Source organism: Bacillus altaicus (genome assembly GCF_042136375.2).
In the GTDB taxonomy this organism is placed as follows: Bacteria; Bacillota; Bacilli; order Bacillales; family Bacillaceae_G; genus Bacillus_A; species Bacillus_A cereus_U.
Genome location: NZ_CM143394.1, coordinates 1,311,375 through 1,330,388, shown reverse-complemented (window position 1 = coordinate 1,330,388; position 19,014 = coordinate 1,311,375). Strand labels below are relative to the sequence as shown.

Here is a 19,014-nt window from a genome sequence, read left to right as displayed (position 1 = left end):
AGTAGGGACGAGAGTATTATACCCGTGGTGCCACCCTAATTGAAGCACGTATGCTTCCACTTTTTTAATAACGCTTAAATTTGCGTTCATCTCTACTAAGCGTATAAGCCTTTCAAGTTGAAACCTACAGAGTGTCATTCAATCAGTCATCATGTAGAAATGTTTTCAGCCTAGGACATTTCTTCTCTTTCCATGTGTATCTCATTTACTCTCCTCTATCAACGGCTATATTCATATGTAAATATAAAATTACTATACGTTTGTTGAGTAGGATTGTCAAGTGCTCTAAGAGCGCTCAATTTGCTTCTTTAGGCGCTTTACATCTTGTAGTGAAATTCCAAACTCAGAAGCAAGCTCCATTGAAGTATTGTTTTGTTCTTTTGAAATAAAATCATGTAAATTTACGTTAAACAGTTGATTTGCACCATTTGTAACAGAATGCCCTTTTTCATTCATACGCATACGTATATCCCTCACATTCAATATGGATGTTTTACTTTTTATTGTTCCATATTGATGAGATAGTTATACATAGCCGAAACAGCTATTGATTCCAAATAACTAAACAAAACATACCACAATGTATGAAAAAAGAGAGGATCCTATAATCCTCTCTTCCCCGGCAACACTATTTACTTTCTACAATTAAGGTCACCGGACCATCATTGATTAAAGAAACGTCCATCATTGCTCCGAACTGTCCTGTCTCCACATGTAGTCCTTGTTTACGAACTTCTTCATTAAAGAAATCATATAAACGCTCTGCATAATCAGGTTTCGCAGCATCCATAAAGTTTGGACGTCTTCCTTTACGGCAATCTCCGTATAATGTAAATTGCGAAATAGATAGAACTTGTCCCTTCATATCAAGTACAGAGTGGTTCATCTTTCCGCTCTCATCTTCAAAAATACGTAGGTTTGCAATTTTTTCTGCGATATAAGTTGCATCTTTTTCTGTATCTTCATGCGTAATGCCAACTAGTAATGTTAAACCGAATGGAATTTGTCCTACAATCTCACCATCTACTGTGACAGACGCTTCCTTTGATCGTTGTAAAACAACTCTCATCTTTTCTACACTCCCTATTAATGCATCATGCGTCGTACAGCATAAATTTCTGGAACACGTTTAATGCGCTCTACTACTTTTTTCAAGTGTTGTAAGTTTCGAATAGAAATCGACATGTTAATCGTTGCCATCTTATTACGATCACTTCTACCAGAAACAGCTGAGATATACGTCTTCGTTTCTGTAACAGCTTGTAATACTTCATTCAATAAACCGCGACGATCATAGCCTGAAATTTCAATATCAACATTGTATTCAATTTCTTTTTCAGGACTACCTTCCCAATCTACTTCTAGTAAACGCTCTACCGCTTCTTCTGTATGCACATTGACGCAATCGCAACGGTGAATTGATACGCCTCGACCTTTCGTAATATACCCAACGATATCATCACCTGGAACTGGGTTACAGCATTTTGATAAACGAATTAACAAATTATCTGCACCACTTACCTTTACACCAGAATCCCATTTTCGAATTTTCATCGGTTTACGAACTTCTTTAACTTCAACGATTTCTTCTTCTTCACGTTGTTTACGGAACTTGTCCGTTAGTCGCGTAACAATTTGTGCAGCTGTAATTCCGTTGTATCCAACTGCTGCAAACATATCTTCTTCATTTGCAAAGTTAAACTTCTCAGCAACACGTTTTAAATTATCAAGTGCTAATACTTCTTTCATTTCATACTCTAAGCCACGCACTTCTTTTTCAACAAGTTCACGGCCTTTTTCAATATTTTCATCTCTACGTTGCTTCTTAAAGAATTGACGTATTTTATTTTTCGCATGAGATGTTTGAGCAAGCTTTACCCAATCTTGACTTGGGCCATACGAATGTTTCGATGTTAAAATTTCAATGATGTCACCAGTTTTCAGCTTATAATCAAGTGTCACCATTTTCCCGTTTACTTTTGCACCAATTGTTTTGTTTCCAATTTCCGAATGGACACGATATGAAAAATCAATTGGGACAGAGCCAAGAGGTAATTCCATTACATCGCCTTTCGGTGTAAAGACAAATACCATATCAGAGAACAAATCAATTTTTAATGATTCCATAAACTCTTCTGCATTAGAAGCTTCATTTTGCCATTCTAATATTTGACGGAACCATGTTAGTTTTTTCTCTAATGTACCCGTTGTTTCTGCTGCTTTACCTTCTTTATACGCCCAATGTGCCGCAATCCCGAATTCTGCAATTTCGTGCATTTCTTTCGTACGAATTTGCACTTCAAGTGGATCACCTTTCGGCCCAATTACAGTCGTATGAAGAGATTGATATAGATTTGCTTTTGGCATTGCAATATAATCTTTAAAACGACCCGGCATTGGCTTCCAGCACGTATGAATAATTCCAAGTACCGCATAACAATCTTTAATACTATTTACAACAACACGTACAGCTAATAAATCATAAATTTCATTGAACTGTTTATTTTGCAGTGCCATCTTACGATAAATGCTGTAAATATGCTTTGGTCTTCCAGAAATCTCAGGTTGAATTGCAACTTCTTTTAATTTCTCACGAATGCCAGTCATTACTTCATCTAAATATTCTTCACGCTCTGCACGTTTACGCTTCATTAAGTTCACAATACGGTAATATTGCTGCGGGTTTAAATAGCGAAGTGACGTATCCTCTAGCTCCCATTTAATAGTATTAATTCCGAGTCTATGTGCTAAAGGTGCAAAGATTTCTAACGTTTCATTTGCAATGCGACGCTGCTTCTCTTGAGGCAAATGTTTCAATGTACGCATGTTATGAAGACGATCAGCTAGTTTAATTAAAATAACTCGAATATCTTGAGCCATTGCAATAAACATTTTGCGATGGTTTTCTGCTTGTTGCTGCTCATGGGATTTATATTTAATCTTTCCAAGCTTTGTAACACCATCAACAAGCATAGCGATTTCTTTATTAAATTCTCGTTCAATATCTTCTAATGTAATTTCTGTATCTTCCACTACATCATGCAAGAAACCTGCCGATACTGTAGCCGGATCCATGTGTAAATCAACTAAAATACCTGCAACTTGAATTGGGTGAATAATATATGGTTCACCCGATTTTCTATATTGTTCGCTATGTGCATCACGCGCATATTCATAGGCACGTGCCACTAGCTCAATATCTTCATCCGCTAAATATTGACTTGCTTTCTCGAGTACCTGTTCAGCTGTTAGTACTTGCTCATTTGCCATCGAATCACCTTTTATTGAAAATTGACTTTATCTTTATTGAATAGAATAATTTATATTCTATCATTATAACCCAATGATTGTGAATTGTGAAAAGGAAAAGATTTTACTGACATTTCACCATGTTTTTTTGTGCAATTATACAAAAGTACCCGCTCCTCTCCAAGAGATTCACGGGTACTTTTTTATCACCGTAGTTTCACCTATATAATGATTAGTATTTTTCTAATACTAATACATCGTAACCATCTAACATTTTACGACCATCTAAGTAAGTAAGCTCTACTAAGAATGCAATTCCTGCTACAACTCCGCCAAGTTCTTCAACTAGTTTAATTGTCGCTTCGATTGTTCCACCTGTAGCTAATAGGTCATCTGTAATTAATACACGTTGACCTGGCTTAATTGCATCTTTATGGATTGTTAAAACATCTGTTCCATACTCTTTACCGTAGTCAACTGTAATTACTTCACGTGGTAATTTTCCTAATTTACGAACTGGTGCGAAACCTAATTCTAATGCATAAGAAACTGGGCAACCGATAATAAAACCACGCGCTTCTGGTCCTACTACAACATCAATGTCTCTTTTTTTTGCATACTCAACGATTGCATCTGTTGCTGCTTTATATGCTTTTCCGTCGTTCATTAAAGGTGTAATGTCTTTGAACACAATACCTTCTTTCGGATAGTCTGGTACAATTGCGATATGTTGCTTGAAATCCATATTTCTGAATCCTCCTCAGATATAAAAGGTTTGTAAATACAAATCCTTTACCCTAACTGTTCTACTTATTTATGATTACGAATCGTTTCAAACCATGTATATAGTTGCTGATATGTGCTATAAACCAATTCTTTCTCTAATTGTAAGTGGTTCATTTTCTCACGATATGTGTTCGATTCAATTAAATCACGCTTTTGTTTTTTATCTGCCATAAAAATGACACCGTCTTTTATTGTAACAAATTCTAACTCAAAAAACACCTGTGTCATGAAATTTACTGTATCTTTTGACCACCCTTTATGACGACACAGTTGTTCCCCATATTGCTTTAAAGAAAATGGTGTTTTTTGGCTTAAGAAAGAATAGTACCATTTAAAGTGTTCCCTCGTTGGAACTGTACTAAATAAATGATTGTTCTCTTGATAAAATAGCGTGTAAATTCGAGATGGAAATCCTACTTTAAATAAATCACGCAATTCATCTGTTCCTTTCGGCAAATCGAGTAACACAATATATTGATCATCTAAATGTGTTACCTCTGATGCATGCACAAGCTGTTCTTTATAGCCTTCTAAAGAAAACTTATTCAATACCTCTTCAGAAAAATACACCATGGTTATTTTTTCTTTCGGAAGTTCTGCTAAATTTGCTTCTACATTACGCATACTACGCCAGTCAAATAATTGCCATGCCTCTACAGCAATATCTTGCACCATTAATTGCGGCTTTTTAAAGTTATTCCATTCATTAATGGACGCTTCTCCTACTACAGAAACCTTCGCAACTGGAGAGATTTCTTTCGCATAAGCACCAAATCCAAATCCAATTGTATCCAGTGTTGCTTGTCCCTCACGAAGAGCCATTTTCAAATGAGATCCATCAGATCCAATTGCACGGATACTTTCTAAGTCAGCATCTTTCACCGCAATACGCGGTTTCGGATTTCCTACGCCAAATGGCGCTAACTTTTGCATCTCCTCAATCGCGGCAAGCGTTACATCCTCTACTTTACAAAATGCATCCACTGCTGTAATCGGAATAAAATCTTCTTCTGTTAAAACTGCATCTGCTTGCTCATTTAACCTGCGTCTTAATTCATCCACATCATTCATATTAAGCGTCATTCCCGCCGCCATCGGATGACCTCCGAAATGCGGTAACAATTCACGGCAATCTGAAAGGTTTGCAAACAAATCAAATCCTGCAATACTACGAGCCGATCCCTTTGCTGTTTCTTTATGAGGATCAATGCTTAATACAATCGTCGGACGATAAAAACGTTCAACTAACTTAGAAGCGACAATTCCAATTACGCCTGGATTCCAACCTTCTTTTGCAAGGACTAATACTTTATTTTCTTCCGGCGGGAATTTATTTTCGACTTCAGCGATAGCTTCTTCTGTAATTTGCTTTACAATATCTTTTCGAAGTTTGTTCAGCTCATCAATTTCTTCAGCTAGCTCTTTCGCTCCCTCTGGATCTTCTGATAATAAAAGGTGTACAGCAGGTGTTGCATCCTCCAAACGACCAACTGCATTAATACGAGGTGCGAGTGAGAATCCGATGCTTTCTTCTGTAATTTCACTTTGCGAAACGTTAGCAACTTTAAATAACGCCTTTAAACCGATATTTCGAGTCATTCGCATATGCTTCAGTCCACGCTGTACTAACAATCTATTTTCACCGTGAAGCGATACTAAATCGGCTACCGTACCGATTACTGCAATTTCTAATAAATGCTCTGGTACACGGCCCAAAAGTGCATGTGCAACTTTAAATGCAACACCAACACCCGCTAAATAATGAAACGGATAAACACCGCCTTCTAATTTCGGATGAATAATCGCAAGTGCCTCTGGTAACTCTGGTGGCGGCTCATGATGATCTGTAATAATAAGATCTATCCCAAGTTCCTTCGCTACCTTCGCTTCATGTACCGCTGCGATACCAGTATCGACAGTAATAATTAGTGAGAACCCTGCATTGTGCGCCCAACGAAACGCTTCTTCATTTGGCCCATAGCCTTCAGTAAAACGATTTGGAATATAAAACTCTACTTCTGCACCTAATTCTTTGAGAGCAAGATATAATACAGTCGTACTACTTACTCCGTCCGCATCATAATCACCAAATATTAATATTTGGTCTCCATTTTCAATGGCTTTTTTCACACGTTCTACAGTCCGATCCATTCCTTCAAGTAAAAATGGATCATGAAATTCTTGATCTGCTGTATTTAAAAAGTCTACAATCTTATCTTCTGTATTTAAGCCTCTGCCGAGAAATAATGAAGTCACAAGAGGTGATAGTTGCAATTTATTTGCTAATTCACTCACTAGTTCCTCATTATATTCTTTTTCTTTCCAACGCGTCTTCGGTTGTAACACGAAATCACCCCTTAACCTATCCATTATACAAGACAGATTAAGGGGTGACAATATAATGCAACCTACGATTCGATATCTATATAATTAAATATCCATTATGTTTAATTTGGAGAATACGGATTAATATGTACAAAAACATTTTGTACGTTATCTTGTTTCATAAGCTTTTCTTTTACATGTTTTCCAATGCGGTGACCTTCTTCTACAGTGATATATGGATCTACAGATATTTTAATATCAACAATAACATAGTGGCCATGTTCCCTTGCATATAAAGAGCCGATTTTCTTCACACCTTCCACTTGAAAAACTGCCTCCCTAAGCGGAACAGCATCTTCTTCATGCAGAACATGATCGAGCGTTGCATGAATAGCTTCTGCTCCAATACTCCACGCCATCTTAGCAACGAGAATTGAAACAAATAATCCCGCAATTGGATCGGCATATACAAGCCAATCTATGCCTAACTTACCGCCAATAATAGCTGCACAAATGCCGATTAAAGCTGCAATTGAAGAAAACACATCCGAACGATGTTCATATGCATTTGCAATAATTGCATCACTATTTATCCTCTTCCCTAATCGATATTTATACTGAAACATCCCTTCTTTCACTACAATCGAAAGAATAACTGCAAAAATCGTAATTCCTTTTGGTGGTTCTAAATCTTGTGAAAAAGCTTTTATAGACGAAATCGCTATCTCTATTCCAACAATAAATAATAATACCGCAACAATAATCGCTGAAATCGATTCTGCTTTACCATGACCATACGGATGATCTTCATCAGGCGGTTGCTTTGCTGCTCGTAATCCAAAAAGTACAGCTAACGAGCCAATTACATCTGATCCAGAATGCACCGCATCCGCTAAAAGTGCCTTACTGTTTCCAATATAACCAATTACCGCTTTTACAATCGCTAATATAATATTACCAACGATTCCGACAATAGCACCAAACTCGGCCTGTTTAAAACGTTCATCTTTTTCCATAATTGAAATCCCTTCTTTTCTTAACCTATCGTTTTATCCCGCTTTAACGAGCAGTAAGACTCCCACTGATTAAAGTTTCACTTTATTGTAACAAAAACAAAGATAACATCACCACTTTCTTCCATTTATCTCCCCTTTAAAAAAGGCGCTACTTTATTGTGTCCACAAACGAAAAAGAGATGCCTCATATAGAGACACCATCTTTTTATATGTTTTATCCCGCTATTTGTGGGCAGTAAGACTCCCACCTCAAAATCCGGCGAATGCGAGGAAGTTAGGTGGGAGATAACTGCCCGTAAAAGCCCGATTGGTGAAGGCTAATAATCAGTGGGGGATGAACAAAACCCCCACTGATTAAAGTTTCACTTTATTTTTTATACTTGCGGTTCAGGTACTTCTTTTTCTACTTTTTTATTTCTTTTGCCCTTTTTCAAACGACGGTTTTCAAGCATTAACCAAATTTGAGAAGCCACGAAAATAGAAGAGTACGTACCTACAACTAATCCAATTAATAATGCAAGTGAGAAGTTACGCAGTGATTCACTACCGAAAATAAGTAGTGTGATTACTGGGAATAACACTGTTAACACTGTATTAATTGAACGACCAATTGTTTGACGAATACTTGAGTTTACGATTTCTTCTAAATCTTTTATATCGCGAACTCGTTTTTTCTGGTTGTATAACTCACGGTTTCTATCAAACGTAACGATTGAGTCATTGATAGAGTAACCAATAATCGTTAATACCGCAGCGATAAACGTTAAGTCTACCTCTATCTGGAAAAGACTAAACACAACAATCATAACGAACGCATCATGTAATAATGCGATTACTGCAGATACTGCGTACGTAAGACGGAAACGAATACTTACGTATAAGATGATAACCAATGAAGCTATCAGAACCGCGATGAATGCATTTCGTGCAATCTCTTTACCGATTGTCGGCGAAACTGTACTTACGTTTGGATCTGTACCGTATTTATCGTGGAAGAATGTTTTTGTTTTCGCAATTTCATCTTTCGATAAAACGCCTAACGTACGAACCGCGAAACCTTTATTGTCATCTCCGGTCGGTACAATATCTTCTTCCTTCACATCGATGTTCAATTCTTTCAAATCTTTATGAACATTAGAAACAGTAGTTGCTTGTTTTGATTGCAAGTCGATACGTGTACCACTTGCAAAGTCAATACCAAGATTCATTTTGAAGATCGGTAATATAATTGCCCCAGCAATTACAACTACAATTGAGAATAAGAAGAATTTATGACCGATATTTACGAAATTAATACGATCAAATCTCGTCGGTGGATGTACTACACCTTTTGTTAATGGAATAATATCCTTTTCCTTAACACCAAAGTAAGATAGTTTCTTATCAAAGTAACGGCTCTTTACAAGTAAACCTAGTAAGAAACGAGTACCGAATACGTTCGTAATGAAACCAACTAAAATACTTACGATTAAACTTGTTGCGAAACCTTTTACAGAGCTATTACCATAAGCGAATAAAACACCCGCTGCTGCAATTGTCGTAACGTTCGCATCTAAAATTGTCGATAATGAACGATGGTTACCAGCACGGAATGCTGACATCATCGACTTACCAATTTTCAGCTCTTCCTTCAATCTCTCGTACGTAATGATATTCGCATCAACTGCGATACCAACCCCGAGCACTAATGCCGCAATACCCGGTAACGTAAGAACTGCATGCATCCAGTTAAAGACGAGTAATGTAACGAAAATGTATAAACCTAACATAATAACCGCTACAAGTCCTGGTAAACGGTAGAATACAAGCATGAATAAGAAGATAATAGCAATACCGATCGCACTAGCGAAAATCGTTTGCTCTAATGCTTGTTGACCAAATTTCGCTCCAACAGATGTTGAATACATTTCTTTTAAATCAACAGGAAGTGCACCTGCATTTAATAAAGATGAAAGTTCTTTCGCACTTTCAACTGTAAAGTTTCCACCTACGATAGATACTTCAGCTTGGTTAAATACTTGGCTTACTGTTGCTGCTGATAAAAACTTCGGATTCGGTTTTGCAGATTCTGCTTTATATGAATCTTTTCCTTCTTCAAAATCAAGCCAAATTACCATTAAATTCGTTGGTGGTGGCATTTTTGAAATCTTTTCAGTTACTTCACGGAATTTTTCAGCGCTTTTTAGTGTAAGACCTACGCTCGCACGGCCTTGCTCATCAAATGTTTGCTTCGCTCCGCCGCCTTTTAAATCAGTTCCGTCCATAAGAAGGTTATCATCCACATCACGGAATGTTAGTTTCGCTTGTGTTGATAACATTTCACGTGCTTTTTGCTGATCTTGTACACCAGCAAGCTGTACACGAATTCGATCTTCCCCTTCGATTTGAATGTTCGGCTCACTTACACCAAGAACATTGACACGATTTTCAAGAGCACCTACTGTACTTACAAGTGCATCACGATCGATTTTATCACCTTTTTTGGCTGGTTTTACTTCATACAGAATTTCAAAACCACCGCGAAGGTCTAGTCCTAGACTAATTCCTTTTGCTATGTCTTTTCCTGCCGCACCAATTACTCCACCAATTAATAAAACGATGAGGAAAAAGGCGGCAATTCTTGTACCACGCTTTGCCATATGTACCCTCTTTCTGCTACTAACACTTTCAATAAATCTCTTACGATTCATTTTTGCACGTGTGCATACGCCTAGTTAGTAGACTTACTTTCTATAAAATACATGTATTTCCGCTAGTTCATCACTAGCTGTGTCGGTAAGCTTTTCACAATACCTACACTTCTATTATTTATTTTTTCTCTTCACTACCTCCTTTATATATAATCTTAGACATAATTAATTCCTCTTTATCAATACCTATCATTATACTGCAAAAGGAAGAACAAACCAATTACAGTCAGTTATTTATTTTCATATTCATCAAACGACCAAAGTGGCGCCTGATATGCTTCAACAGTTAAATAATTCATATATTCATTAGTACTTACTCTTAATACATCATTTACTAATGCATACAACCTAACATCACTGTCTATCTTTTTCCACTTTTTCACCTTGAGAAACTTCCAAATATCATTATCTGTCACTCGGTCATAACCAAACATGTGAAACTCTTCTACTTTACTTTCTAAAACGACTTGTAACTGTCCGCGGTATGATTCTACCAAAGCCTCATTATCCAACATATATAACATCTCCTTCTTATTTCAGCACGAAAAGTCGCTTTTAATCCCGCTCTAATGGACAGTAATAACTTCTTTCAAGAGTACCATTCATACTTCACTCTCTTAAATGCTTGTCATTCTTGTCTCATACGTGCATATAAATTATTGTAAATCATTCCATTGATTTTGAGAAGGTAGGAGAAGAGTATGACGAGACAAAGCTTTTTAAAAGGTGCATTTATTTTAATGGTAGCTGGCTTTATTACAAAAATCCTTGGATTTATTAACCGCATTGTAATGGCACGTATTTTAGGCGAAGAAGGCGTTGGCCTTTATATGATGGCTGTCCCCACCTTCATTTTAGCAATTACATTAACCCAAATTGGTCTTCCTGTTGCAATCGCAAAATTTGTAGCAGAAGCGGAAGCAGTGAACGATAAACAAAAAGTAAAAAAAATATTAACTGTCTCGCTAGCCGTTACATCCATTATTAGTATCATTTTAACAATTGGGATTATGCTACTCACACCTATTTTAGCAAAAACATTATTAACAGATGAAAGAACTTACTATCCATTAATGGCTATTTTACCTGTCGTCCCTGTTATTGCAGTTTCTTCCGTTTTACGTGGTTATTTCCAAGGGAAACAAAATATGAAGCCGAGCGCTTATGCTCAAGTCATAGAACAAGTTGTCCGCATTACAATTATCGCTGTATGCATTCGGTTATTTTTACCTTACGGCGTAGAATATGCTGCAGCCGGTGCCATGCTATCAGCTGTTCTTGGCGAAGTTGCATCTTTATTATTTTTACTTACTTTATTCCAACGCGAAAAACATTTATCTATACGCTCTGGATTTTTCACTACTGTAAAGGAGAGCAAAAATACGTTTTATTCCCTTATGGACATTGCTTTACCAACTACAGGAAGCCGTTTAATTGGTTCCGTTTCTTATTTCTTTGAACCTATCGTCGTTATGCAAAGCTTAGCGATCGCCGGCGTTGCTGCTTCTGTCGCAACTCAGCAATACGGTATATTAAACGGATATGCGTTCCCGCTTCTATCACTGCCAGCCTTTATTACATATGCTCTTTCTACAGCACTCGTCCCATCAATTAGCGAGGCAATGGCAAAGAGACAACACAAATTAGTGGAACACCGATTACAACAAGCACTTCGAATTTCCTTAATAACCGGTGGATGGTCAGTCGTTATATTATATGTATTTGCTTCTCCAGTTTTAACTCTCATGTACGGATCAGACAACGCGGCCGCATTCATCCAGCTTCTTGCACCTTGCTTTTTATTTCATTATTTCCAAAGTCCCCTTACGTCTGTCTTGCAAGCTTTAAACTTAGCACGCGCTGCTATGATGAACACCTTTATTGGCGCTATCGTAAAATTAATCGTTATCTTTGCACTCGCTTCACGCCCAGAGTTCCAAATGATGGGGGTTGCCCTCGCCATCGCAGCGAATATAGTAACCGTAACATTCCTTCACTACGCCACTGTTTTAAAGAAAATTGCATTTACCATTTACGCAAAAGATTATATTTTCGGCGGAATTGCTATCGGGATTGCTGGTACCTTCGGTTTTTATCTTCATAAGCATATCGTTTTTTCTCATTCACTTGGCGTACAAACATTATGGGAAATCACCTTAACAACAATCGTTTATATCGTTCTCCTCTTCGTTTTCAAACTCATTCGAAAAGAAGAATTAAGTCGTCTCCCTATCATTCGGAAACTTTCATTTTTGAAGTAAGCGGGCTTGCCATTCAAAATGGTAAGCCTCTAATTTTCTTTCAAATCAACAAAAAATTGTCCATTTTGAAAACTACAATATACAATCTGTTTCACATCTTTATAACCTAAGTTATTCAATTTCTCAACGAGCCACTCATTTGTATGCTCAATCATTTGCAAATGATTGTATTGAATTTCTCCATCTATAATTAGTGGGAGTGTAAAAATTGGTGTATCATTTTTGCTTTTTTTACTTTTTTGTTTTTGAAACACAGATAACTTTCCAGATGGTTCTAAAATAGCGTATTCTACATCACGCACATCTCCGATTCCTTGCTCACGTAGTTGCATCAATAAATCATCTATGTTATATCGCTGCTTCCGCATCTTTTTTTCATCAATTTTACCTGCATTCACAAGAATCGCAGGCTCTCCTTCTATTAAATGCCGAAAACGCTGGAACTTTAAAGAAATGACCGACAAAATGATTTGTATACACATTAGAAAAATCATTGGAACTAATTGATGCCAAAGTGATTTATCTGTATTTTCAATTGCCACTACAGCCATTTCACCAAGCATAATGAATACAACCAAATCTAATACACTTAATTCTCCAATTTCACGTTTACCCATAAGACGAAAAATAATTAAAATGATTGTATACAAAAGCATTGTTCGTCCGATTATTGATACCCATTCCATTTCTACATCCCCTTTTTTTACTTATAGGCTCCCCTACAAAAAAGAAACTAGTCTAACTTAAACAAAATGAAAATATGCTTGTATTAAAAAGGGGGAATGCATAATGGATGGAACGAAAAAATTATCGAGCGCAATCGGCTTCGGTATTATTACCCTATTAATCCTCGCATCTATTACAAGTATGATCATGGCTCTTTTATTAAAATTTACGAATATTAATGAAGGGACATTAGTAATTACTATTTTTATAATAGCCCTTCTATCTATGCTTATGTCTGGATTCATTGCTGGTAAAAAGGCACAAGGAAAAGGTTGGTTAGTAGGTTTCACTACAGGACTCACATTCACTCTTCTCGTCTTTCTCGTTAACTATTTAGGCTTCTCTCAAACTTTATCGAACTCACAGTTACTCTACCAATTAGCATTAATGGGTGCGAGTACACTCGGAGGTATTTTCGGTGTAAATATGTCAAAACAAAATAGTTAAAAAAAGGCCCTGCACATTTCATGCAGGGCCTTCATCATTAGTTTTTCACAACTTCACGAATCGCATTGCGATCGAAAGTTAAGTGTGAACCACCAGATTTAACAACAATTTTCGTTTCATCCACTGATTCGATTGTAGCGTGTAAACCACCGATTGTTACGATAGCATCACCTTTTTTGATTTCATTTTGCATTTGAGCAACTGCTTTTTGACGCTTTTGTTGCGGGCGAATTAATAAGAAATAGAAAATCGCAAACATCGCAACAATCATAACGATATTCATCATACCTGCATTCATCTTGTGTTCCTCCTTTTAAATTATGTATTAGAAGTTTTTAGCATTCGGTTTATTAAAGCCATACTGTTCAAAGAACTCTTCGCGGAAATCGCCAAGACGGTCTTCACGAATAGCTTGTCTCACCTGCTCCATTAAGTTTAACAGAAAATGAAGGTTGTGATAAGACGTTAAACGAATTCCGAACGTTTCATCGCATTTCATTAAGTGACGAATGTACGCACGAGAATAGTTTTTACATGTGTAGCAATCACAGTTCGGATCAAGCGGCCCGAAGTCTCTAGCGAATTTCGCGTTTTTCACAACTAGACGGCCTTCACTTGTCATACATGTACCATTTCGAGCAATACGAGTTGGAAGTACACAGTCAAACATATCAACACCGCGAATCGCACCATCAATTAACGAGTCAGGAGAACCTACACCCATTAAGTAACGTGGTTTATCATCAGGAAGAAGTGGTGTTGTAAACTCAAGAACACGATTCATAATATCCTTCGGTTCACCAACAGATAGACCGCCTATAGCATACCCAGGGAAGTCCATTGAAACAAGATCTTTCGCACTTTGGCGACGAAGTTCTTCAAACTCTCCGCCCTGTACTATACCGAATAAACCTTGATCTTGTGGACGTTCATGCGCCTTTAGACAACGCTCTGCCCAGCGGCTCGTACGCTCTACAGACTTCTTCATGTATTCAAAAGTAGCTGGGAACGGTGGGCACTCATCAAATGCCATCATGATATCTGAACCTAATGCATTTTGAATTTCCATCGCTTTTTCTGGTGATAAGAATAATTTATCTCCATTTAAGTGATTACGGAAATGAACACCTTCCTCTTCAATGCGGCGGAAGTCACTTAAGCTAAATACTTGGAATCCACCTGAATCCGTTAAGATTGCACGATCCCAGTTCATAAACTTATGCAAGCCACCTGCTTCACGAATAATTTCGTGTCCTGGACGTAGCCATAAATGATACGTATTGCTTAAAATAATGCCAGAATCCATTGCTTTTAATTCTTCTGGTGACATCGTTTTAACTGTTGCAAGTGTACCAACTGGCATAAATGTTGGTGTATCAAATGAACCGTGTGGCGTATGTACTCGACCTAAACGCGCACCCGTTTGTTTACAAGTTTTAATAAATTCATAACGAATTGCTGTCATAATTTACTCCTTTTATTTGTTTCTCATTTTAGCGTGAGATGCAACGAACATCGCATCACCGAAGCTAAAGAAACGATATTTTTCTTTTACTGCTTCATTATAAGCATGAAGTACATTATCTCTATTTGCAAATGCACTTACAAGCATAATTAATGTTGATTTCGGCAAATGGAAGTTTGTAATTAAACCATCAATTGCTTTAAATTTATATCCTGGGTACATAAAAATATCTGTCCAGCCAGAAGCGGCGCAGAGCTTACCACTATGATCTGTCGCAATCGTTTCTAACGTACGAGTTGATGTCGTACCTACTGTAATAATACGTCCACCATTCTCTTTTACGCGGTTTAATAACGCAGCTGTCTCTTCAGACATATGGTAATACTCTGCATGCATATGATGCTCTTCAATCGTATCTGCAGAAACTGGTCTAAATGTTCCAAGTCCTACATGGAGTGTAATGAATGCTAATTGAACGCCTTTTTGCTTCAATTTCTCAAGTAACTCTTCTGTAAAGTGAAGGCCAGCCGTCGGTGCTGCTGCTGAACCGATTTCCTTCGCATATACCGTTTGATAACGATCGCGATCTTCTAGCGTCTCTTTAATATACGGAGGAAGAGGCATTTCTCCAAGCTCGTCTAAAATTTCATAAAAGATGCCGTCATATGAAAACTCAAGTTGACGCCCACCTTGGTCTGCTGTTCCAATGCAAGTTGCTTTTAACTTTCCTTCACCAAAAGAGATGACAGTCCCTTCTTTTACACGCTTCGCTGGCTTTATAAGCGTTTCCCACTTATCGCCTTCTTCTTGTTTCAAAAGAAGCACTTCAATGTGTGCACCTGTATCTTCTTTCACACCGTGCAAGCGAGCAGGCATAACTTTCGTTTCATTTAAAACTAAGCAATCCCCCTCATGTAAGTAAGAAAGAATGTCCGTAAAATGTTTATGCTCAATATCTCCTGTTTCACGGTCTAACATCATCAATCTTGATGTTTCACGCTCTTCAAGCGGAATTTGTGCAATGAGTTCTTCTGGTAAATGAAAATCAAACAGATTAATATCCATAACTGTATCCACCTATTTCTTATTTGAATCGATTTATTATATACATAATGAAAGATAATGCAATACTTAACACAATACATGTAATGATAGGAAAATAAAAGGTAACGTTACCTTTTTTCACAAAAATATCGCCTGGAAGCCTTCCTATGAACTTCCAAGCTAATCCAACAACAATGAGCAAAATACCAGCTGTAATAAGCAGCTTTGGCATCTCCGTCATACTTTTGGCATCTCCATTCCGAAATGCTCATATGCGAGCGGTGTTACGATCCGGCCTCTTGGCGTTCTTTGTAAAAAGCCAATTTGTAATAAATACGGCTCATACACATCTTCAATCGTATGCGATTCTTCCCCAATCGTTGCTGAAACAGTTTCTAATCCAACTGGACCACCGCGGAACTTTTCAATAATACCAAGCAGTAATTTATGATCGATATGATCAAGTCCTAATTTATCTACTTGTAATAGTTCTAACGCCATTTGTGTAATTTCCATCGCAATCGTTCCGTCACTGCGAACTTGTGCGAAGTCACGTACACGTCGTAATAGACGATTCGCAATACGAGGTGTACCACGGGCACGTCTTGCAATTTCTAATGCTGCTAACGAATCTATTTCAACTTCAAACACTTCTGCTGTACGTTCTACAATCGCAGAAAGCTGATCTACTGTATAGTACTCTAATCGTGAAAGCACACCAAAACGGTCACGAAGTGGTGCTGATAATGCACCTGCACGCGTCGTTGCCCCAACTAGCGTAAATGGAGGTAAGTCTAGACGTACAGAACGAGCTGACGGTCCTTTCCCAATAACGATATCAAGGCAAAAGTCTTCCATCGCTGGGTATAACACTTCTTCAATAGATCTATGCAAACGATGAATTTCATCAATAAATAATACATCCCCAGGCTGAAGTGCTGTTAATACAGCCGCTAAATCTCCTGGTCTTTCAATTGCGGGACCTGACGTTGTTCGAATGTTAACACCCATTTCATTGGCAATAATATTCGCAAGCGTCGTTTTACCAAGTCCAGGTGGTCCATATAAAAGTACGTGATCTAACGTTTCTTCACGCATTTTCGCCGCTTCAATAAAAACTTCTAAATTATGTTTTGCTTTATCTTGGCCAATATACTGACGGAGCGTCTGTGGCCGTAATGAATACTCTAAATCCGCATCTTCGTATCCAGATTCCCCTGAAAGGAGACGTTCGTCCATTATACTCACCTCTTACCATTTAGTAAAAGACTAAGTGCCTTTTTAATATATTGATCCGTCGTTAGTGATTCTTTTAATAACTCTGGTACAACGCGAGAAACTTCTCTCTCTGCGTAACCAAGTGCTCGTAGTGCTTCAAGCGCCTCATCAAGCTCAGTTGATGAACCTTTCTTCTGATCAAAACTTTCGGCATCCGAGAACAGATCAACAAATGCATCTGGCACGACATCTGCTAGTTTTCCTTTTAAGTCTAAAATCATTTGGCGTGCTGTTTTCTTTCCGACACCTGGGAATTTCACTAAAAACTTCTCATCTTCATGTTCAATCGCTTGCACGACCTGTCCTGTTTGACCAGAAGCTAAAATTGCAAGAGCACCTTTTGGTCCAATCCCCGATACACCTAACAACTTTGTAAATAATAAACGCTCTTCACGTGTTTTAAATCCGTAAAGTGCCATAATATCTTCTCTCACATAATGATATGTATAGACACGAATTTCTTGCTTACTTCTTTGAAATACATACGGATTTGGTGTGAAAATTTGATAACCAATTCCATTATGATCAATTACGACATATTCCGGTCCTACATACTCCACGTAACCTGTAACATATTCAAACAAAATACGATCTCTCCCTCTCAAATCATGTATTCCATTTTAACATATTTAACAATAGAAAAGCGAGACTACCCCAACAAATGTTCCCCGTTTACAATTTCCGTTTTTTTCTATTGACATAAAGACAAAAAGAACATTACTATACAGGAGTCAATAATGATTATCAATATTAATTAAAGGGGTTACATCAGGATGAAACAAAGACTATTTATTTTATTTACTATTATGCTAGTTGTTCTTTCTATTGTTGGCTGTTCTTCTCAAAAAGAAGAATCAAAAGCAAAAGAACAACCAAAAACGAAAGTTGTAAAACATGCTAAAGGGGAAACAACAATTCCAGTTAATCCAAAGAGAATTGTTGACTTATCTGGATCAACAGAGGAATTATTACTCCTTGGACATAAACCTGTTGGCACAGCGAACACATATAAAGATAAAATCCAAAATCACTTAACAGACAAGCTAGACGGAGTAAAAGCAGTCGGCTGGTACTGGGCGCCTAAAGTTGATTTAGAAGCTGTTACTGCTTTAAAACCAGACTTAATTATTTTAAACAATCGTCAATTGAAAATTTATGATCAACTAGAAAAAGTTGCACCGACAGTTGTTCTAGAAACAAATCTAGAAGACTGGCGCGGTAAGTTTAAAGAAGTAGGTAAACTATTTGACGAAGAGAAGAAAGCTGACAAATGGATTGCAGACTACGATAAAAAAGCAGAGTCTTTATCTAAAAAAATTAAAGAAAAAACAAAAGATGAAAACTTTATGTTCGTTGCAGTAACACCACAAAACTTCCGTGTATACGGTAGCTTCGGATATGGTGACATACTCTTTAACGATTTAAAGCTTCCAGCAACAAAAGGTACAGATTTAAAACAAACGATGGCACAAGTATCACTAGAAGGTCTTGTTGCATTCCAGCCTGATCAAATGTTTATTGTAAACTTTGGCGGAGAAGCTGATAAAGTTTATGAAGACTATAAAAACAGTGCCGTTTGGAAAGATAATAAAGCAGTAAAAAACAATCACGTATATGAAGTATCAAATGAAGCCTTCAATACGAAAGCATTCAATCCAATCGGAAAAGATATGCTAATTGATGAAATCGCAAAAGAGATTTTAGCTAAGAATAAATAAGAAAAAAGC

At 37.3% G+C, this 19,014-nt stretch carries 18 protein-coding genes and 1 other annotated feature; of the genes, 3 read left to right on the top strand and 15 right to left on the bottom strand.

The genetic code is table 11. The features are described 5' to 3' along the window. Positions 1-231, bottom strand: a binding site (T-box leader). Between the two features lie 54 nt (positions 232-285). From ACE38F_RS06955 to ACE38F_RS06920, 8 genes are all read right to left on the bottom strand, one after another. After that, positions 286-462, bottom strand: coding sequence for a hypothetical protein (locus tag ACE38F_RS06955; protein WP_002015300.1), 177 nt, complete (start codon positions 460-462; stop codon positions 286-288). A gap of 166 nt (positions 463-628) precedes the next feature. Then, positions 629-1,069, bottom strand: a complete 441-nt coding sequence (locus ACE38F_RS06950) for a D-tyrosyl-tRNA(Tyr) deacylase (protein ID WP_002111994.1) — start codon at positions 1,067-1,069, stop codon at positions 629-631. A gap of 17 nt (positions 1,070-1,086) precedes the next feature. Continuing rightward, entirely contained in the window at positions 1,087-3,270 is a 2,184-nt protein-coding gene (gene relA / locus ACE38F_RS06945) for a GTP diphosphokinase (RefSeq protein WP_085312421.1), read from the bottom strand. 211 nt (positions 3,271-3,481) lie between these two features. Then, a complete protein-coding gene (locus ACE38F_RS06940) occupies positions 3,482-3,994 on the bottom strand; it encodes an adenine phosphoribosyltransferase (protein WP_341305793.1) in 513 nt (170 codons plus the stop codon). Between the two features lie 65 nt (positions 3,995-4,059). After that, entirely contained in the window at positions 4,060-6,381 is a 2,322-nt protein-coding gene (gene recJ / locus ACE38F_RS06935; protein WP_375369598.1) for a single-stranded-DNA-specific exonuclease RecJ, read from the bottom strand. A 101-nt stretch (positions 6,382-6,482) separates the two neighbouring features. Further along, positions 6,483-7,376, bottom strand: coding sequence for a cation diffusion facilitator family transporter (locus ACE38F_RS06930; protein ID WP_215554271.1), 894 nt, complete (start codon positions 7,374-7,376; stop codon positions 6,483-6,485). Between the two features lie 374 nt (positions 7,377-7,750). Then, positions 7,751-10,015, bottom strand: coding sequence for a protein translocase subunit SecDF (gene secDF / locus ACE38F_RS06925; protein WP_375369599.1), 2,265 nt, complete (start codon positions 10,013-10,015; stop codon positions 7,751-7,753). A 281-nt stretch (positions 10,016-10,296) separates the two neighbouring features. Next, complete coding sequence (locus tag ACE38F_RS06920) at positions 10,297-10,581, bottom strand: post-transcriptional regulator (protein ID WP_002143227.1); 285 nt, start codon at positions 10,579-10,581, stop codon at positions 10,297-10,299. A 186-nt stretch (positions 10,582-10,767) separates the two neighbouring features. On the opposite strand from ACE38F_RS06920, the gene spoVB reads away from it, so the two are divergent. Further along, the gene (gene spoVB / locus ACE38F_RS06915) at positions 10,768-12,327 is read left to right on the top strand and encodes a stage V sporulation protein B (protein ID WP_375369600.1); all 1,560 of its coding nucleotides are present in this window, start codon (positions 10,768-10,770) and stop codon (positions 12,325-12,327) included. Between the two features lie 29 nt (positions 12,328-12,356). Here spoVB and ACE38F_RS06910 read toward each other — a convergent pair whose 3' ends face one another. Then, positions 12,357-13,013, bottom strand: coding sequence for a DUF421 domain-containing protein (locus ACE38F_RS06910; protein WP_002112002.1), 657 nt, complete (start codon positions 13,011-13,013; stop codon positions 12,357-12,359). A gap of 103 nt (positions 13,014-13,116) precedes the next feature. On the opposite strand from ACE38F_RS06910, the gene ACE38F_RS06905 reads away from it, so the two are divergent. Continuing rightward, the gene (locus ACE38F_RS06905) at positions 13,117-13,500 is read left to right on the top strand and encodes a TIGR04086 family membrane protein (RefSeq protein WP_070144970.1); all 384 of its coding nucleotides are present in this window, start codon (positions 13,117-13,119) and stop codon (positions 13,498-13,500) included. Positions 13,501-13,537: 37 nt separating this feature from the next. Here the strand turns inward: ACE38F_RS06905 and yajC are convergent, their stop codons facing one another. The 6 genes from yajC to ruvA are packed head-to-tail and all read right to left on the bottom strand — an operon-like array spanning position 13,538 to position 17,871. Continuing rightward, positions 13,538-13,798 carry a preprotein translocase subunit YajC gene (yajC, locus tag ACE38F_RS06900; protein WP_002034132.1) on the bottom strand — a complete coding sequence of 87 codons (261 nt, stop codon included), beginning with the start codon at positions 13,796-13,798 and terminating at the stop codon, positions 13,538-13,540. A 27-nt stretch (positions 13,799-13,825) separates the two neighbouring features. After that, entirely contained in the window at positions 13,826-14,965 is a 1,140-nt protein-coding gene (tgt, locus tag ACE38F_RS06895; RefSeq protein WP_002015319.1) for a tRNA guanosine(34) transglycosylase Tgt, read from the bottom strand. Positions 14,966-14,977: 12 nt separating this feature from the next. Then, positions 14,978-16,030, bottom strand: a complete 1,053-nt coding sequence (gene queA, locus ACE38F_RS06890) for a tRNA preQ1(34) S-adenosylmethionine ribosyltransferase-isomerase QueA (RefSeq protein ID WP_375369602.1) — start codon at positions 16,028-16,030, stop codon at positions 14,978-14,980. A gap of 19 nt (positions 16,031-16,049) precedes the next feature. After that, positions 16,050-16,250, bottom strand: a complete 201-nt coding sequence (locus ACE38F_RS06885) for a DUF2905 domain-containing protein (RefSeq protein ID WP_000138161.1) — start codon at positions 16,248-16,250, stop codon at positions 16,050-16,052. Next, positions 16,247-17,248: a Holliday junction branch migration DNA helicase RuvB gene (ruvB, locus tag ACE38F_RS06880; protein ID WP_000344470.1), complete on the bottom strand. Its 1,002-nt coding sequence runs from the start codon at positions 17,246-17,248 to the stop codon at positions 16,247-16,249. The genes ACE38F_RS06885 and ruvB overlap by 4 nt, the downstream gene beginning before the upstream one ends. A 5-nt stretch (positions 17,249-17,253) precedes the next feature. After that, the gene (gene ruvA, locus ACE38F_RS06875) at positions 17,254-17,871 is read right to left on the bottom strand and encodes a Holliday junction DNA helicase RuvA (protein WP_002112013.1); all 618 of its coding nucleotides are present in this window, start codon (positions 17,869-17,871) and stop codon (positions 17,254-17,256) included. Positions 17,872-18,060: 189 nt separating this feature from the next. Between ruvA and ACE38F_RS06870 the strand changes: the two genes are divergently transcribed. Next, on the top strand, positions 18,061-19,005 hold the full coding sequence (locus ACE38F_RS06870; RefSeq protein ID WP_375369603.1) for an iron-hydroxamate ABC transporter substrate-binding protein: 945 nt from the start codon (positions 18,061-18,063) through the stop codon (positions 19,003-19,005). The last annotated feature ends 9 nt before the right edge of the window (positions 19,006-19,014 follow it).

Coding starts and splice junctions, on each gene's coding strand:
- ACE38F_RS06955 (WP_002015300.1), bottom strand. CDS start 462: ATGCGTATGAATGAAAAAGGGCATTCTGTTACAAATGGTGCAAATCAA.
- ACE38F_RS06950 (WP_002111994.1), bottom strand. CDS start 1,069: ATGAGAGTTGTTTTACAACGATCAAAGGAAGCGTCTGTCACAGTAGAT.
- relA (WP_085312421.1), bottom strand. CDS start 3,270: ATGGCAAATGAGCAAGTACTAACAGCTGAACAGGTACTCGAGAAAGCA.
- ACE38F_RS06940 (WP_341305793.1), bottom strand. CDS start 3,994: ATGGATTTCAAGCAACATATCGCAATTGTACCAGACTATCCGAAAGAA.
- ACE38F_RS06930 (WP_215554271.1), bottom strand. CDS start 7,376: ATGGAAAAAGATGAACGTTTTAAACAGGCCGAGTTTGGTGCTATTGTC.
- secDF (WP_375369599.1), bottom strand. CDS start 10,015: ATGGCAAAGCGTGGTACAAGAATTGCCGCCTTTTTCCTCATCGTTTTA.
- ACE38F_RS06920 (WP_002143227.1), bottom strand. CDS start 10,581: ATGTTGGATAATGAGGCTTTGGTAGAATCATACCGCGGACAGTTACAA.
- spoVB (WP_375369600.1), top strand. CDS start 10,768: ATGACGAGACAAAGCTTTTTAAAAGGTGCATTTATTTTAATGGTAGCT.
- ACE38F_RS06910 (WP_002112002.1), bottom strand. CDS start 13,013: ATGGAATGGGTATCAATAATCGGACGAACAATGCTTTTGTATACAATC.
- ACE38F_RS06905 (WP_070144970.1), top strand. CDS start 13,117: ATGGATGGAACGAAAAAATTATCGAGCGCAATCGGCTTCGGTATTATT.
- yajC (WP_002034132.1), bottom strand. CDS start 13,798: ATGAATGCAGGTATGATGAATATCGTTATGATTGTTGCGATGTTTGCG.
- tgt (WP_002015319.1), bottom strand. CDS start 14,965: ATGACAGCAATTCGTTATGAATTTATTAAAACTTGTAAACAAACGGGT.
- queA (WP_375369602.1), bottom strand. CDS start 16,030: ATGGATATTAATCTGTTTGATTTTCATTTACCAGAAGAACTCATTGCA.
- ACE38F_RS06885 (WP_000138161.1), bottom strand. CDS start 16,250: ATGACGGAGATGCCAAAGCTGCTTATTACAGCTGGTATTTTGCTCATT.
- ruvB (WP_000344470.1), bottom strand. CDS start 17,248: ATGGACGAACGTCTCCTTTCAGGGGAATCTGGATACGAAGATGCGGAT.
- ACE38F_RS06870 (WP_375369603.1), top strand. CDS start 18,061: ATGAAACAAAGACTATTTATTTTATTTACTATTATGCTAGTTGTTCTT.